At 68.5% G+C, this 15,338-nt stretch carries 14 protein-coding genes; 8 read left to right on the top strand and 6 right to left on the bottom strand.

The window, feature by feature from the left end:
* Positions 1–22: 22 nt before the first annotated feature.
* The gene (locus tag PV762_RS08410) at positions 23–1,216 is read right to left on the bottom strand and encodes a vWA domain-containing protein (protein WP_421034581.1); all 1,194 of its coding nucleotides are present in this window, start codon (positions 1,214–1,216) and stop codon (positions 23–25) included.
* 131 nt (positions 1,217–1,347) lie between these two features.
* On the opposite strand from PV762_RS08410, the gene PV762_RS08405 reads away from it, so the two are divergent.
* Positions 1,348–2,640, top strand: a complete 1,293-nt coding sequence (locus PV762_RS08405) for an EAL domain-containing protein (protein ID WP_421034580.1) — start codon at positions 1,348–1,350, stop codon at positions 2,638–2,640.
* A 106-nt stretch (positions 2,641–2,746) separates the two neighbouring features.
* Positions 2,747–3,574 carry an MHFG family PEP-CTERM protein gene (locus PV762_RS08400; RefSeq protein WP_421034579.1) on the top strand — a complete coding sequence of 276 codons (828 nt, stop codon included), beginning with the start codon at positions 2,747–2,749 and terminating at the stop codon, positions 3,572–3,574.
* Here the strand turns inward: PV762_RS08400 and PV762_RS08395 are convergent.
* From PV762_RS08395 to PV762_RS08380, 4 genes are all read right to left on the bottom strand, one after another.
* Positions 3,519–5,585 (bottom strand): S9 family peptidase, encoded by a 2,067-nt coding sequence (locus tag PV762_RS08395; RefSeq protein ID WP_421034578.1) that lies wholly within the window; start codon positions 5,583–5,585, stop codon positions 3,519–3,521. The genes PV762_RS08400 and PV762_RS08395 overlap by 56 nt on opposite strands.
* A complete protein-coding gene (locus PV762_RS08390; RefSeq protein ID WP_421034577.1) occupies positions 5,585–6,193 on the bottom strand; it encodes a GNAT family N-acetyltransferase in 609 nt (202 codons plus the stop codon). The genes PV762_RS08395 and PV762_RS08390 overlap by 1 nt, the downstream gene beginning before the upstream one ends.
* Positions 6,194–6,275: 82 nt before the next feature.
* On the bottom strand, positions 6,276–6,500 hold the full coding sequence (locus PV762_RS08385) for a hypothetical protein (RefSeq protein WP_421034576.1): 225 nt from the start codon (positions 6,498–6,500) through the stop codon (positions 6,276–6,278).
* Between the two features lie 22 nt (positions 6,501–6,522).
* On the bottom strand, positions 6,523–7,365 hold the full coding sequence (locus PV762_RS08380) for an AAA family ATPase (RefSeq protein WP_088406056.1): 843 nt from the start codon (positions 7,363–7,365) through the stop codon (positions 6,523–6,525).
* An 87-nt stretch (positions 7,366–7,452) separates the two neighbouring features.
* Here PV762_RS08380 and PV762_RS08375 point away from each other — a divergent pair, with 87 nt between their 5' ends.
* From PV762_RS08375 to PV762_RS08350, 6 genes are all read left to right on the top strand, one after another.
* The gene (locus PV762_RS08375; RefSeq protein WP_421034575.1) at positions 7,453–8,199 is read left to right on the top strand and encodes a c-type cytochrome; all 747 of its coding nucleotides are present in this window, start codon (positions 7,453–7,455) and stop codon (positions 8,197–8,199) included.
* A gap of 146 nt (positions 8,200–8,345) precedes the next feature.
* Positions 8,346–9,629, top strand: a complete 1,284-nt coding sequence (locus PV762_RS08370; protein WP_421034574.1) for an HD-GYP domain-containing protein — start codon at positions 8,346–8,348, stop codon at positions 9,627–9,629.
* Between the two features lie 61 nt (positions 9,630–9,690).
* Positions 9,691–9,840, top strand: coding sequence for a hypothetical protein (locus PV762_RS08365; RefSeq protein ID WP_421034573.1), 150 nt, complete (start codon positions 9,691–9,693; stop codon positions 9,838–9,840).
* A gap of 50 nt (positions 9,841–9,890) precedes the next feature.
* Positions 9,891–11,489: an ABC transporter substrate-binding protein gene (locus tag PV762_RS08360; protein ID WP_421034572.1), complete on the top strand. Its 1,599-nt coding sequence runs from the start codon at positions 9,891–9,893 to the stop codon at positions 11,487–11,489.
* The gene (locus tag PV762_RS08355) at positions 11,489–12,337 is read left to right on the top strand and encodes an urease accessory protein UreD (protein WP_421034828.1); all 849 of its coding nucleotides are present in this window, start codon (positions 11,489–11,491) and stop codon (positions 12,335–12,337) included. Before PV762_RS08360 ends, PV762_RS08355 begins: the two co-directional genes overlap by 1 nt.
* A gap of 211 nt (positions 12,338–12,548) precedes the next feature.
* Positions 12,549–12,953 (top strand): GFA family protein, encoded by a 405-nt coding sequence (locus PV762_RS08350; protein ID WP_421034571.1) that lies wholly within the window; start codon positions 12,549–12,551, stop codon positions 12,951–12,953.
* Positions 12,954–13,152: 199 nt separating this feature from the next.
* On the opposite strand, the gene mdoH is transcribed toward PV762_RS08350, so the two are convergent.
* Positions 13,153–15,330, bottom strand: coding sequence for a glucans biosynthesis glucosyltransferase MdoH (gene mdoH / locus PV762_RS08345; protein WP_421034570.1), 2,178 nt, complete (start codon positions 15,328–15,330; stop codon positions 13,153–13,155).
* Positions 15,331–15,338 lie beyond the last annotated feature (8 nt).

Below are 15,338 nucleotides of genomic sequence, written 5' to 3'. Positions count from 1 at the left end.
GAAGTCGTCAGGATCGTCGCCGTCATCGGTTGAGCACGCGCATCGCCTGTTCGAGGCCGCCCATGGTGAGCGGCATCATGCGTTGCTGCATCAACTGCTGGATCAGCGAGATGCTCTGGCGGTACTGCCAGACCCCGGCCGGTTCGGGATTGATCCAGACGTGCTTGTTGAAATGGGTCGTCAGCCGCTGCAGCCATTCGGCGCCGGCTTCCTCGTTGTTGTACTCGACGCTGCCGCCGGGCTGGAGGATTTCATAGGGACTCATCGTGGCGTCGCCGACAAAGATGAGTTTGTAATCGCGGTTGTACTTGTGGATCAGGTCCCAGGTCGAGGTCTTCTCGGCGAAGCGGCGCCGGTTGTTCTTCCACACGAAGTCGTAGACGCAGTTGTGGAAGTAGAAGAACTCCAGGTGCTTGAACTCGCTCTTCACCGCGGAGAACAGCTCCTCCACGCGATGCACGTGTTCGTCCATCGTGCCGCCGACGTCCATCAGCAGCAGCAGCTTCACCTTGTTGTGGCGCTCCGGGATCATGCGGATGTCGAGCATGCCCGCGTTGGCCGCCGTCTTGTGGATGGTGTCGTCCAGGTCGAGTTCCAGCTCCGAACCTTCGCGCGCGAAACGGCGCAGCCGGCGCAGGGCGACCTTGATGTTGCGGGTGCCCAGCTCGATGGTGTCGTCGTAGTCCTTGTAGGCGCGCTGGTCCCAGACCTTGACCGCGCTGCGCTGGCCGCCCGGACCGCCGATGCGGACGCCACGCGGGTTCGCGCCGCCGTTGCCGAACGGGCTGGTGCCGCCCGTGCCGATCCAGCGGCTGCCGCCTTCGTGGCGTTCCTGCTGCTCTTCCAGACGCTGGCGCAGCGTGTCCATCAGCTCGTCCCAATCCAGCGCCTTCAGCTGCGCGAGTTGCTCGGGCGTCAGTTCGCGTTCGAGCTGATTCGTCAGCCATTCTTGCGGCAGCGCCTTGAACAGGTCGCCCATCAGTTCCACGCCCTTGAAATAGGCGGCGAACGCGCGGTCGAACTTGTCGAACAGCGCCTCGTCCTTGACCAGCGAGGTCCGGGCGAGCGCATAGAACTTGTCGACCGTCGGGCCGCTGCCGCCGACGTCGGTGTCGTCGAGCACGCCGGCCTTCATCGCTTCGAGCAGGGTCAAGTACTCCTTGACGGAGACGGGCAGCTTGGCGGCGCGCAGCGTGTAGAAGAACTGGATCAGCATGGGCCTCCCCCTAGACTCCGGGGCATCAGGGCATTATCCATGCCGCCCGGCGGGCCGCAGGCGTAGCATCGGCGCCAAACACGGCTCCGCGGTCGCGGGACCGCGAAGCCTCCAACGTTGGGGTCGGGCGAATGGATCACGGGACAGGCAGCGGCGACGACAACGCCGAGGTCGAAGGCATGCTGGAGGCGCTGTATGGCGCCATCGGCGAGGAACGCGGGCGCTGGGTCGGCAGCTTCCAGAACTATCGGCTGACCAGCGCATTCCAGCCGGTCTACAGCTATCCGCACCGCCGGCCGGTCGGCTACGAGGGCCTGATCCGGGTCGAGGACGAACGCGGTCGTCCCATCGCGCCGGTCACCGCCTTCGAGGGCGTCGGCAACTTCGAGCAGCAGATCTGGCTGGACCGCCTGTGCCGGCTGCTGCACGTGCACAACTTCGTCGCCCAGCGCCAGCCGGACTGCTGGCTCTTCCTGAACATCCATCCGGCCGTCTTCATGCATGCGGCGCTGCAGGTGCGCATGCTGGCGCGCGCCGTCGAGGTCGTGCATCAGCTGGGCCTGCCCACGCACCGGCTCGTCTTCGAGGTCACCGAGGCCGTGATGGCCCGGGACGACAGCTTCGAGGAGGCGGTCGAGGCTGCGCGCGCCACCGGCTGCCTGCTGGCCCTGGACGACTTCGGCGTGGGGCATTCGAACTTCGACCGCATCTGGCGGATCCGGCCGGAGATCGTCAAGCTGGACCGGTCGCTGCTCATGCGCTCGCGCGGCTCGCGGCGCATGGCGCGGGTGCTCTCGCAGATGGTCGCGCTGCTGCATGAATGCGGATCGCTGGTCCTGCTGGAGGGCATCGAGACCGTCGAGGATGCGCAGCTCGCGATGGATGCGGACGTGGATCTGGTGCAGGGCTTCGCGTTCGGGCATCCGGCGCCCTTCCTGCGGGACGGCGACGGCGTGTCCGCGCTCGAGGACGTGTGGAGCCTGTTCAACGAGCGCCAGGCGCAACTGCGGCGCGACCACCTCGACCGGCTGACGCCGTTCCGCACGGCGCTGGCGTTGTCCTTGCAGGCGGTGCAGCAGGGCCGGCCGCTGGCCGAGGCCTGCGAATCCTTCCTCCGGCTGGACGGCGCGCAGATGTGCTACCTGCTCGATGACGACGGTCGTGAGATCGGCGTCCGGGCGGTGCCGGCCTCCGGTCCCGCCGCGATCGATCCGCGCTTCCTGCCGATGGAGCGTGCGGGCGATGCGCGCTGGGCGCGTCGACCGTACTTCCGTCGTGCTGTCGAGACGGTCGGCGAGATCCAGACCACGCGTCCCTACCTCAGCCTGCATGGGGCCAGGATGTGTGTGACGGTCTCGGTCGCCTACTGGCAGGACGGTCGCCTGCGCGTCCTGTGCGGCGATCTGGATTGGGACGAGGTGTAGGAGCCATACGCAGTACGGATGAGGCAAGGCCTGTCCCCGGGTCCAGGACTTGCCAATGGAGGGTGGGTCCAACTTCGACGAGGTCCTGCGGGGCCGCTGCCCTCCCATGTCACGACTGCAGTACCTGCTGGCCGCCCTTGCGGCTGGGGCGCTCCTCGCCCATGCGCCGGCGCGCGCTGCCGCGCCTGCCGCCTGTTCATGGGACCGGCCGGGGCACGACAGCTTCATGGGGGATGTGCCCGCGGCGGTCGATCGCTACAAGGACATCGCGCCGGACGTGCGCGAGCGCCTGAAGGCGCGGATGCGGGCGCACGACTACGACGACATCGTGGAGATCTCGCGTGATCGCATCGCGGGCGACGCCGGGTATGAGCCAACGATCCGCGACATGCATTTCGGCCAGGGGCGCGTCTGCGCGAGCGTGAGCCGCGATCGCTGGTCGGATGAGCAGCGCGAGCGCGCATTGGTGTATTGCGAGGGCACGGCCTGCGTGATGGTGCCGACGGTGTGTCGCAACGTGAGCCGCATTGCGCGGGTGCCGGGCGGCGGAGGCGGACCCGTGCCGCCGCCGGGCGAAGGCGAACTGCCGTTCGATCCGCCGGGTGCCGGCGCGCCGACGCCGGTCCCGGAGGCCGGGCCATTCTTGACGACCTTGCCGCCGTCGCTGTTGACCGGCGTCCCGGCGGTGCCGCCGGGATCGTTCGCGAGTCCACCGCTCTCGTTCGCTCCGCCATCCGCGGGGCCGCCGCCGTCCTTCATGCCCACGCCGCCGCTGTTCACCTTGCCGCCGCGCGCGACGGAGATGCCGCCGCCGGCGGTACCGGAGCCCTCGACTTACGCCATGGCTGCGGCGGGTCTGCTCCTGCTGAGCTGGTGGCTCAGGCGCGCTTCTTCTTCGCGCCGCGCCTCGAGCCGGCCGTGTCGTGACGCTTGAGCCAATCGAAGAACTCGCCGTACCAGAGCTTGGAGTTGCGCGGCTTCGTGACCCAATGGTTCTCATCCGGGAACCACACCAGGCGGGCGTCGATGCCCTGCGTCTTCAGCGTGTTGTAGTACGCCAGGCCCTGGGCGTCGGGGACGCGGTAGTCGAGCTGACCGTGGATGACCAGCGTCGGCGTGTTGAAGTTCTGCGCGTGGGCCATCGGGTTCTGCGCGGCGACCTTGGCGGGGTCCTTCCAGTACGGGGTGCCGAGCTCCTTGCTGGTCCACAGGTAGGCGTCCGACGCGAACATCGCCGCCCAGTCGAAGCACCCGGCGTGGCAGACGTAGGCCTGGTAACGGCCGGCCGGCACATGGCCGTTCATCCACGCCACCATGTAGCCGCCGTAGCTGCCGCCGGTGGCGAAGACCCGTTTCGGATCCGCCCACGGCTGCTTGAGCAGCAGGTCGGTCGCGATCTCGATGTCCTGCAGTTCCAGCTCGGCCCAGTGCCCGTTGATCGAGTCCGAGAAGCGGTTTCCGAAGCTTGAAGAGCCGTGGTAGTTCACGCAGGCGACGACGTAGCCTTGCGCCGCCATCGCCTGGTGGTTCCAGCGCCAGTGCCAGCTGTCGCCCATCGCCGTATGCGGACCGCCGTGGATCAGCTGCATCAGCGGCGCTTTCGTCTTCTTCTTCGGATCGAAGCCGGGCGGGTAGTAGAGCCACATCTGGACCAGGTCGCCGAGCGCGCCCTCGAACCAGAGTTCCTCCACTTCACCGAAGCGCAGGGACGCCAGCGCCGCGTCGTTGAAGGATTCGAGGCGATGCAGCACCTGCTCTTCCGCGTCGCCCTCGCGGTCGACGACGGACACCTGCGGCGGGAAGGACGCGCTGTCGTGCAGCACGACCAGCGTGCCGGCTTCGAGCGCGAAGGCGCCGACATGGCCGCCCTCGCACAGCGGGAACGCGTGCAGCGTCTTCACGTCGAAGCGGTACAGGTGGCGGCGGCCCTGGTCCTCGGCGCAGAAGATCACGCCCAGGTCGTCCTCGTCCCAGCGCAGCGGGGCGGCGACGTCCTGGTCCCATTCCTCGGACAGCACGGCCCAGTTGCCGTGCGTGTCGAGCACGGCCAGGTTGCGCGGCATCGTGTGCTTCAGTCCCCAGTGGCGGGCAATGAAGGCGATGTGCTGGCCAGCATGGCTGTAGACCGGCGCGGTCAGGTCCCAGCCGGGCTCCTGCAGCAGCACCTGCGCGCGGCCGGTGCGCACGTCGATCTCGGCCAGCGCGTGGCGATGCTCCAGGGTCTTGGGCGTATACGGATCGAAGCTGAACACGATGCGACGGCCGTCCGGCGAGATGTCGAAGGTGTCGGCATCGGGTTCCGCGCGGCTGAGCTCGAAGTCGGTGCCCTCGAACAGATCGCGGACTTCGCCGCTGGCCACGTCGAGCACGTGCAGATGCGGCACGCGGTTCATCGGCAGCGAGTGGTCCCAGAAACGGTAGAAGCCTTCCTCGGTCACATAGGCCGATTCCTTGCGGTCCTTGTCCGCCTTGCGGCGCTCGGCCTGCGCGGCCTGGCCTTTGAGGCCCGGATCGACCCACGACACGAAGGCGATGCGTTGGCCGTCGGGGAACCACTTGAAGGACTCGACACCGAACGGCAGCTTCGTCACGCGGCGGCCCTCGCCGCCGTCGGGCGGGATCACGTAGAGCTGCGGCGCTTCGTCCTTGTCGTCCTCCTGCTCGCGGCGCGCGACGAAGGCCACCAGGTCGCCGGCCGGGCTCCAGCGTGGCTGCCCATCCTTCTCGCCGGTGGCGGTCAGCGCGCGCGGCTCGCCGCCCAGCGTCGACAGCAGCCACAGCGAGGTGGCGCCCTTGTTCTTCGCCATGTCGTAACGCGTGACCGGCACGACGGCTTGCGCGCCGTCCGGCGAGAGGCTGGGCGCGCCCAGTCTGTCCAGCGCCCACAGCGCGTCGACGTCGAAGGGCTTGGCTTCGCGAGTCTGTTTCTTCTTCGAGGTGGCCATCAGGCGCTCCGGGGTTTGTCGATCAACCACTGCAGGTGGGTCTGGATGGTCGGCCATTCGGCCGCGGTGATGCTGTAGACGGCGGTGTCGCGCGGCAGGCCGCTGGGCATCAGCATGTGCGAGCGCAGGACGCCGTCGAGCTGCGCGCCCAGGCGCTCGATCGCGCGGCGGCTCTGCGTGTTCAGGCGATGGGTGCGGAACTCCACCGCGATGCAGTCCAGCGTCTCGAAGGCATGCTTCAGCAGCAGGAGCTTGCACTGCGTGTTCAGCCCGCTGCGCTGGCTGGACGCGCGGGTCCAGGTGGAGCCGATCTCGACGCGGCGGTTGGCCGCGTCGATGTTCATGAAGGTCGTCATCCCGGCGACGCGGCCCTGGGCGTCGAAGACGGTGAACGGGTTCATCGCGCCCGCGTCGCGCAGGCCCAGCCGGCGGTCGATCTCGGCGCCCATGCGATCGGGCGCGGGCACGCTCGTGTACCAGAGTTTCCAGAGTTCGCCGTCGGCGACCGCGTCGACCAGCGCCGCGCGGTGGTCCTGCGACAGCGGCTCAAGCCGCGCATGCGGGCCGGTCAGCGTGACCGGCGCGGTGAAGGGGTGGGGTGCGGTCATGGCGCGGGCCGACCCTCGGCCGGCGTTTCGAGGAGAAGAGAAAGGCGGTGGACGGCCAGGAGGGTGTCGACGGGGCGGCGAGTCAGCCCCTGCCGCCGAGCAGCAGCCGGCGCAGCGCCCATCGGCAGGCGCCCATGCCGACGAGGATGGTCAGCAGGCCCAGGATCTGCGTCGGTCCCCAGCCGGGCTCGCCGATGAATTCCCAGCCCAGCGCGCGACCGGCCAGCAGCCCGATCACGCCGCCGCCGACGAACCCGAGCGCATCGGCCAGCGCGGCGCGCCAGGCGGTGTTGAAGTCTTGACTCATGACGGGATCGTACGGGCGGCGGTCAACGGTTGCGGCTCTGCATGTAGACGAGTTTCTCGAACAGGGTCAGGTCCTGCTCGTTCTTCAGCAGCGCGCCCACCAGCGGCGGGATCGCGACCTTGTCGTCCTGCGTCTGCAGCGCTTCCAGCGGGATGTCCTCGGCCAGCAGCAGCTTGAGCCAGTCGATCAGTTCCGAGGTCGAGGGCTTCTTCTTCAGCCCCGGCAGCTTGCGCACGTCGTAGAAGGTCTTCAGCGCGGCGGCCAGCAGGTCCTTCTTCAAGCCGGGGAAGTGGACGTCGACGATGGCTTGCATCGTGTCGGCCTCGGGGAACTTGATGTAGTGGAAGAAGCAGCGGCGCAGGAAGGCGTCCGGCAGTTCCTTCTCATTGTTGGAGGTGATGAACACCAGCGGCCGGTGCTTGGCCCGGACCCACTCGCGCGTCTCGTAGACGTAGAACTCCATCCGGTCGAGCTCGCGCAGCAGGTCGTTGGGGAACTCGATGTCGGCCTTGTCGATCTCGTCGATCAGCAGCGCCACCGGCGTGTCCGACGCGAACGCCTCCCACAGCGTGCCCTTGACGATGTAGTTGGCGATGTCGCGCACCTTGTCGTCGCCCAGCTGGCTGTCGCGCAGGCGACTGACCGCGTCGTACTCGTACAGGCCCTGCTGGGCCTTGGTGGTGCTCTTCACGTGCCACTGCAGCAGCGGCAGCCCCAGGGCCTTGGCGACCTCCTCGGCCAGCAGCGTCTTGCCGGTGCCCGGTTCGCCCTTGACCAGCAGCGGCCGCGTCAGCGTGATGGCCGCGTTCACCGCCAGCATCAGGTCGGGCGTGGCGACGTAGTCCTGGGAACCTTGGAATTTCATGAGCGGCTTCTCTAGCGCAGGGGTGAAAACCAGTATATAGGGCCCCCCCTATAATCGCGCCGCCCCAAATCCTAGAAGATCGGGACCATGAGAAGACAACTGCAGATCTCCCTCGCGTTGATGCTGGCCGGAAGTGCGTTTGTTGTAGCCGCTCAGTCCAACGCTCCTTCGTCGCCTGCGCCGGGACAAGCGCCGTCGACGTCCAACCCTGGCGCGACAGGCGCCGCAACAGGGGCCACGACAGGGGCCGCAACACCTGGCCCCCAGGCCAACATCCAGGCCAAGGTGGCCATGTGCATCGGCTGCCACGGCATCCCCGGCTACCAGGCCACCTTCCCCGAGGTGCACAAGGTGCCGATGATCGCGGGCCAGAACGCCAAGTACATCGCCTCGGCGCTGACCTCCTACGCCAAGGGCGACCGCAAGCACCCGACGATGCGCGGCATCGCGCTGCCGCTGTCGGACCGCGACGTCACGGAGATCTCGGAGTATTACGCCGGCCTGGCCAAGGTCGAGCCGGTGCCCGCGACAGTGGAGGCGCCGGCCGACGTCAAGAAGCTGCTCGACAAGGGCGTCTGCGCGAGCTGTCATGGCGCCAACTTCAGCAAGCCCATCGACGGCACCTACCCGAAGATCGCTGGCCAGCACGCCGACTATCTTTACGTCGCCCTGAAGTCCTACCAGATCGAGGGCAAGCCCTATCACGGACGCACCAACGCGGTGATGGCGGGGCAGGTCAAGCAATTCAGTCACGCTGAACTGAAGCTTCTGTCGCAGTATTTGGCAGGTTTGCCTTCCGAACTACGTACAGTCCCGCAATCGCGGTTCCGCTGATCCGTGGCAGGCTGTGTGCCGTCCTCGGGCCCAGCGAAGAGAAGTAGCCAAACCGCCCCCCCGGGGCGGTTTTTTCATGGTTGATCTGACTGTGCGTGCGCCGAGGAGGGCGCCATACTGTGTTGTCCTGGACGAAAACGCCAGTCATGCTGAAGAAGATCCCCACGGCCCAGGTGAAGCTGGGCATGTATCTGCAAGGGATGGAAGGCTCGTGGCTGTCCCACCCCTTCTGGAAGACGAAATTCGTCCTCACCGATCCCGAGGATGTGAAGGCGCTGAAGGCCAGCGGCGTGCCGTTCTGCTGGATCGACGCGTCCAAGGGTCTGGACGTCGACGCGCCCGAGGCGCCCAAGGCCGTCCTCGCGCCGCCGGCTGCCGCGCCGGCGCCTGTGGCCGTGTCCGCGCCTGCGCCTGCGACCGCGGAGGTGTCTGCCGCGCCGGCGGCGGTGGCGGCGTCGCCTCGATTGGAGTTGAGCACCGCGCCCGCTTCGATGGGCGAGGAGCTTGAACGCGCCACGCAGGTGATGCAGCGGTCCAAGCGAGCCGTGATGAACCTGTTCGGCGAGGCCCGCTTGGGCAAGGCGATCGACGCCGAGCAATGCCTGCCCCTCGTGGAGGAGGTGGCGAGCTCGGTGGTCCGCAATCCGTCGGCGCTGATCAGCCTGGCGCGGCTCAAGACCAAGGACGACTACACCTACATGCACTCGGTGGCGGTGTGCGCGCTGATGGTGTCGCTGGCCCGGCAGATGGGCCTGGACGAAGCCCAGACGCGCGAGGCCGGGCTGGCGGGGCTGCTGCACGACGTGGGCAAGATGATGATGCCGCTCGACGTGCTGAACAAGCCGGGCGCGCTGACCGACGACGAGTTCGCGATCATGCGCGACCACCCGACGCGCGGTTTCGAGATGCTCAAGGAAGGCACCTCGGTCCCCGAGGCGGCGCTGGACGTGGCGCTGCGGCATCACGAGAAGATGGACGGCACGGGCTATCCGGGGAAGCTGGCGGGCGAGCAGATCAGCCTGCTGTCGCGCATGGGCGCGGTGTGCGACGTGTACGACGCGATCACCTCGAACCGGCCCTACAAGAACGCTTGGGATCCGGCCTCCTCGCTGGCGCGGATGGCGCAGTGGACCGGGCATTTCGATCCGCGGGTGTTCCAGGCCTTCGTGAAGTGCGTGGGCATCTATCCGGTGGGGACGCTGGTGAAGCTGCAGTCGGGCCGGCTGGCGGTGGTGCTGGAGCAGAACGCCACGGCGCTGACGGCGCCGCGGGTGCGGGTGTTCTATTCGACCAAGTCGCAGATGCCGATTCCGACGCAGGTGCTGGACCTGTCGTCGGCCAGCGCCGGCGATCGCATCATCGGCCGCGAGGATCCGGCCACCTGGGGCTTCCAGCGGCTCGACGAACTCTGGCAGGCGCCGGCAAAGTGACGCTGGCATCGTGATGCGCGCCCTCGGGAGAGCTTTCCCTGACCCCTGAAGGAGTCCATCTATGTACAAATCCACCAAGCCGTTCGATTTTGTCGCCGAGGCCAAGCGACGGATGCTGGACCGCATCGTTGCGTCGAATCCCTGGTTGTTCGATTCCAACCGGAGGCCGGCGAACCAAAGGCCGTCCGGAAAGACCCCGACCTCCCGCTGAGCCTGCGCTCCCTACACTCCCCGACATCACACGACGTCGGGGAGCGCGGGATGACACGAAGGCTCATGCTGCTGGCGCTGTGCGCCGGCGTGGGCGGAGGATCTCTCGGCGGCGCGCCCGCGGCCCACGCGCAGACCTTGCGCTGGGCCAGCCAGGGCGACGCGCAGACGATGGACCCGCATTCGCAGAACGAGAGCCTGACCAACGGCATGAACTCGCAGGTCTACGAGCGGCTCACCGCCCGCGACCGCCAGCTCAACATCGTGCCGGGTCTTGCCACCGAATGGACCCAGGTCAGCCCGCTCGTCTGGCGCTTCAAGCTGCGCCCCAACGTCAAGTTCCACGACGGCTCCGCGTTCACCGCCGACGACGTCGTGTACTCGCTGCAGCGCGCCAAGGCACCGACCTCGCAGGTCGCGGTCTACGCCAACGCCGTGGGCACCGCGCGCAAGATCGACGACCTCACCGTCGAGATCACCCAGCCGCGCTTCAACCCGATCTTCCTGCAGCACCTGGACCTGCTCTTCATCATGAGCAAGTCCTGGAGCGAGCTGCACAAGGTGACGAAGCCGCTCAGCTTCAAGGACAACGAGGAAAGCTTCGCCGGCTTCAACATGAACGGCACCGGCCCCTTCATGCTGGTCCGCCGCCAGCCCGGCATCCGCACCGTCTACAAGCGCAATCCCAACTGGTGGGGGCGCTTCGAGGGCAATGTGCAGGAAGTGCAGTTCACGCCGATCTCGAACGACGCGACCCGGCTGGCCGCGCTGGTGTCGGGCGAGGTCGACCTGCTGCTCGATCCGGCGCCGCGCGACGTGCCGCGGCTGCGCGCGACGCCCGGCGTGCAGGTCATCGAGGGGCTGGAGAACCGCCTGATCTTCGTCGGCATGGACCAGGCGCGCGACACGCTGGTCTACGGCCGCGCGCCCAACGGCAAGAACCCGTTCCAGGACCTGCGCGTGCGGCGCGCGATGTATCAGGCCGTCGACATCGACGCCATCCACAAGCGCCTGATGAGCGGGCTGTCGCAGCCCACGGGCGGGCTGACGCCGTCGCCGCTCGGCGCCTTCAACGATGCGGCGCTGGAGACGCGCCTGCCCTTCGACCTCGCCGCCGCGCGCAAGGCCATGGCCGACGCCGGATATCCCGAGGGCTTCGAGGTGACGCTGGACTGCCCCAACAACCGCTACGTCAACGACGAGGCGATCTGCCTCGCACTGGCGTCGATGTGGGCGCAGATCAAGGTGAAGGTGAAGGTCAACGCGATGCCGCGCGTCCTCTACTTCCCCAAGCTGGAGCGCTACGAGACCAGCCTCTACCTGATGGGCTGGGGCGGCGCGATCACCGACGCGGAGACCATCCTGACGCCGGTCTACCGCAGCGACGACAAGTCCTCCGGCGCCGGCTACTACAACTACGGCCGATCGAAGCATCCTAAGTTCGATCAACTGGCGGGCGCTTCGTCGACGGAAGCCGATCCGGTCAAGCGCGAACAGCTGATACGCGCCGCGCTGCAGGAATACCGCGAGCAGATCCATGTGATCCCCTTGCATCGCCAAGCCGCGCCGTGGGCGGTGCGGCAGGGCGTGAAGGCGGTGCACCGTGCCGACAACTGGCTGGACTACGCCTGGGTGACACTGCCGAAATGATGGATGTCCCTGAGAAGCAATGGCTGGCGCGGCTGCGCGCCGATTACCGGACTGAACGAGGACGCTGCGTCGTCAGCCACGAACATGAAGGGCCGTTGCGGCTGCTGAAGAGCCTCTATCCCGAAGGCGACGCGATCTGCCACAGCGTGCTGGTGCATCCGCCCAGCGGGCTGGTCGGCGGCGACACGCTGGACATCGGGGTGACGGTGGGCGAGGGCGCTCATGCGCTCGTCACCACGCCGGGCGCGACGCGCTTCTATCGCAGTCCGACAGGCTCGCTGGCCACGCAGCGCGTGCATGCGGCGCTGGGCGATCGCGCCCGCCTGGAATGGCTGCCGCTCGAGGCCATCGCCTACCCCGGCTGCGAGGCGCTCAACGAGTCACGGTTCACGCTCGCGCCGACGGCGGAGCTCCTCGCCTGGGACATCACCGCGCTCGGCCTGCCCGGCGCGGGGCAGCCGTTTGCCGCGGGACGCTTCCAGCAACACCTGGAGATCCCGGGCGTCTGGCTCGAACGCGGCCTGCTCGACGCCGGCGACGCGCTGATGATGAACGGCGAGCTGGGCCTGGCGGGTCACCGCTGCCTCGGCACGCTGGTGTTCGCGGCCGGCGCCGCGATCGAACGCGGCCGCCGCGAGCAGGCCCTGGACGCCGTTCGCGCATTGATCGAAGCCGATCCGCTGCGCCTCACCGCCGGCGCCACTCCGGCCCAGGACGGCGTGCTGGTCGTGCGTGCCCTGGGACCCGTCGTCGAGCCGGTTTCGCTGCTGCTGCGCCGTTGCTGGTCGGCCTGGCGTCAGGTCTTGTGGGGGCTGGAGGGCACCGCGCCCCGTCTCTGGGCCCTGTAGGCCCAGCCGCAGCGGCCCGGCCCGCCGCACCGGGCGATCCCAGGGCAAGTCACCGGCCCGCGCGCATCCCCCACTCTGGGGACGCCCGCTCATGTCGATGTGGCAACGATGTCTCAGAGTTGTAGCCGGCGCACCGGGCCAGCGCTTAGCATGTCCTCTCCACGTAGGTCTCCACGTAGGTCTCCACGTAGGTCTCCAGGGAGGTGATCGCATGGCTTCACGTACCGCTTCGTGCAGTTGCGGCCAATTGAAGATCGTGGTGCAGGGAGAGCCGTTGGGAACCGGCCTCTGCCATTGCCTGGCGTGCCAGCGTCGCACGGGCAGTGTCTTCGCGACGCTGTCGGCCTTTGCCGAGCCTTACGAGGTCGTCGGCATCGCCACCGAGTTCGTGCGCGCCGGCGATCAGGGCGCACGATTCCGCTTCCACTTCTGCCCCGTCTGCGGGAGCACCGTCTTCCACACGGAGGAGGGTGTCGAAGGCTCGGTCGGTGTCGCCGTCGGCGCCTTCGCGGATCCGACCTTCCCCGCGCCTCAGGACTCCGTCTACACCTGCCGCAAACATGGCTGGGTCCGATTGCCCGAGGAGGTCAGAACTTACGACCGGGATCCGACGTAGCGGTCGAAACGGGAACACCGCGAGTGCTGCTGGGGCCGGAATGGTGCTGGGGGTTCCCGGAGGGATGCCCCCTGCACCGTGGAGTGCCCGCGCCTGGCCTCCCGCACGCGCAGCGCAACCGCCGGTCCCGGGCGCCGCGCCTCCGCGCCTCCGCCATGACTCGTCGACGGGTGCCCGGGCCGATGGAGCGTTTCTCTGATCAGGCCGCCAGACGCAGGTCCGGGCGGACTTCGGTGAACGTCGAGGGGCGCAGCGGCTGCGCCAGGCGCAGCAGGTGACCCGGCTCGCTCAGGAAGCGCATGCGATCGGCATTCGACATCGTGTCGAGCGCGCCCGGCTGCGCCGTCAGTTCGCTGATGCGATGCCCACGCACCTCGGCGCGCTTGCCCAGGCCGACGTCGCGACGGCCCATCGCCTCGGCCGCCAGCGCGGTCAGGCGGCGGCTCGCGAGCAGGTCGGCGAAGCCGGGGAGATGGCGCTCCTGGCGACCATAGGCCCAGGCGTTGCGCAGCACCGTCGGCGTGTGGCTTTCCTCCGGGATCACCAGCAGGCCGGCGCGGCGCATGCGCTCGCCCAGGCCGGAGCGGCTCGTGAACACCGTGATCGGCGCGGCCAGCAGCAGCGGCAGGGCGATCGGCGCGATCCAGACCAGCGTCGACGGGCTCAGCGCGCCGATCAGTGCCGTGACGACCAGCGTCACCGCGCTGATGCGGCCATAGGCGGCGAAGGCTTCGCGCCAGGACACGTCCTCGGCGGCCCGCGGCGGGGACTTCCAGTCCAGCGAGATGCCCGTCAGCGCGACCACGCAGAAGATCGAGTGGGCGACCATCCGCAGCGGCGCCTGCAGCAGCGACATGCCGGCTTCGGTGGCGCAGGAGGCCACCAGCTTCAGCGAACCGCCGTACTGCGACTGCTCGCCGCGCAGGATCAGCGCGGCCACCGACAGCAGGCGCGGCAGCACCAGCATGCCGATCGTGCCCAGCCACAGTGCGGCCACGCCCGGGGCCAGCGAACCGTCTTCCAGGAAGGGCTGGAAGGCTTCGTTGCCGCCGACGTTCCAGAGCAGCACGCCCAGGCCGACGTACAGCAGCCACAGCGGCGCGGCCAGGTAGGACAGCGCGCCCGTCACCAGCATCGCGCGGTGCACGCCGTGCAGGCCCGGCTCGGCGATCAGGCCGGCGTTCTGGATGTTGCCCTGGCACCAGCGGCGGTCGCGCTGCAGCTCGGCCAGCAGGTGCGGCGGCTGCTGTTCATACGAGCCCGGCAGGTCGGCCACCAGCCACACCTGATAACCGGCGCGGCGCATCAGCGCGGCCTCGACGAAGTCGTGGGACATGATGTCCTTGCCGCGCAGCGGGGCCAGGGCGCAATGCTTCATGAAGGGCTCGACGCGGATGATCGCGTTGTGGCCCCAGTAATGGGCCTCGCCCAGCTGCCAGAACTGCATGCCGGCGGCGAACAGGCGGCCGGTCACGCGGCTGGCGAACTGCTGCGCGCGGGCGTGCGGCGTGTCGTGGCCGCAGACCTGGTTGGCGGCCTGCAGGATGCCGGCGCGCGGATGCTTCTCCATCAGGCGCACCAGGCCCAGCAGGCAGTCGCCGCTCATCACGCTGTCGGCGTCCAGCACCACCATGTAGCGGTAGTTGCGGCCCCAGCGGCGGCAGAAGTCGGCGACGTTGCCGGCCTTCTTCTTCACGCGGCGCTGGCGCCAGCGGTAGTGGATGCGGCCGCGGCCGGCGAACTGCGCGCGCAGCTCGGCCCAGGCGGCCAGCTCTTGCGTGCGGCACTCCGGATCGCTGGAGTCCGACAGGATGTAGACGTCGAACAGGCGCAGCGCGCCAGCGGCCGCGAGCGACTCGCAGCTGGCGCGCAGCCCGGCGAAGACGCTGGTCACGTCCTCATTGCAGATCGGCATGACGAGCGCGGTGCGCGCGTCGGCGCCGATCGGATCGTTGCCCGCATCGTTGATGCTGATGGCATGCCTGTCACCGCGCAGCATCACCCAGAAGCCCATCACCGCGGTGACGCAGCCGGCGCTGACCCAGGCGAACAGCAGTGCGAACAGACCCAGGTGCACGCATTGCAGCGCGAAGGCCCAGGGGTCCGAGGCCCATCCGCGATGCGTCTCCCAGAGCACGCCCGTGGCCAGCGCCGTGGCGCCGAGGATCGACAGCTTGAGCGCATTGCGGCGGCTCTTGGCGGCAGTTTCCCAGGCCTGGGGCGGGTCGGCGTCGGGCAGCGATTCGACCGGCGGATGGCGTTGGCCCCAGGCGCGGGGCACCATCGCGCCGCGCTTGATCGCCGGGGCGCTCGGACCGACCGGCCCGGGGGCGGCGGCGGCTTGGTGCACGGTGGCGGTGTGCGTGGATTCGATCATGTCGTGCT

It is taken from the genome of Mitsuaria sp. CC2 (assembly GCF_048957715.1).
In the GTDB taxonomy this organism is placed as follows: domain Bacteria; phylum Pseudomonadota; class Gammaproteobacteria; order Burkholderiales; family Burkholderiaceae_C; genus Roseateles.
Note: the sequence above shows the minus strand (reverse complement) of the source record. Positions and strands in the feature narration are given on the sequence as shown.

Bases quoted from the DNA above. Each gene is read 5' to 3' on its own strand.
- PV762_RS08390 (WP_421034577.1), bottom strand. From the start codon at position 6,193: ATGACCGCACCCCACCCCTTCACCGCGCCGGTCACGCTGACCGGCCCG.
- PV762_RS08385 (WP_421034576.1), bottom strand. From the start codon at position 6,500: ATGAGTCAAGACTTCAACACCGCCTGGCGCGCCGCGCTGGCCGATGCG.
- PV762_RS08400 (WP_421034579.1), top strand. From the start codon at position 2,747: ATGTCACGACTGCAGTACCTGCTGGCCGCCCTTGCGGCTGGGGCGCTC.
- PV762_RS08405 (WP_421034580.1), top strand. From the start codon at position 1,348: ATGGATCACGGGACAGGCAGCGGCGACGACAACGCCGAGGTCGAAGGC.
- PV762_RS08375 (WP_421034575.1), top strand. From the start codon at position 7,453: ATGAGAAGACAACTGCAGATCTCCCTCGCGTTGATGCTGGCCGGAAGT.
- mdoH (WP_421034570.1), bottom strand. From the start codon at position 15,330: ATGATCGAATCCACGCACACCGCCACCGTGCACCAAGCCGCCGCCGCC.
- PV762_RS08355 (WP_421034828.1), top strand. From the start codon at position 11,489: ATGGATGTCCCTGAGAAGCAATGGCTGGCGCGGCTGCGCGCCGATTAC.
- PV762_RS08380 (WP_088406056.1), bottom strand. From the start codon at position 7,365: ATGAAATTCCAAGGTTCCCAGGACTACGTCGCCACGCCCGACCTGATG.
- PV762_RS08365 (WP_421034573.1), top strand. From the start codon at position 9,691: ATGTACAAATCCACCAAGCCGTTCGATTTTGTCGCCGAGGCCAAGCGA.
- PV762_RS08350 (WP_421034571.1), top strand. From the start codon at position 12,549: ATGGCTTCACGTACCGCTTCGTGCAGTTGCGGCCAATTGAAGATCGTG.
- PV762_RS08370 (WP_421034574.1), top strand. From the start codon at position 8,346: ATGCTGAAGAAGATCCCCACGGCCCAGGTGAAGCTGGGCATGTATCTG.
- PV762_RS08410 (WP_421034581.1), bottom strand. From the start codon at position 1,216: ATGCTGATCCAGTTCTTCTACACGCTGCGCGCCGCCAAGCTGCCCGTC.
- PV762_RS08395 (WP_421034578.1), bottom strand. From the start codon at position 5,585: ATGGCCACCTCGAAGAAGAAACAGACTCGCGAAGCCAAGCCCTTCGAC.
- PV762_RS08360 (WP_421034572.1), top strand. From the start codon at position 9,891: ATGACACGAAGGCTCATGCTGCTGGCGCTGTGCGCCGGCGTGGGCGGA.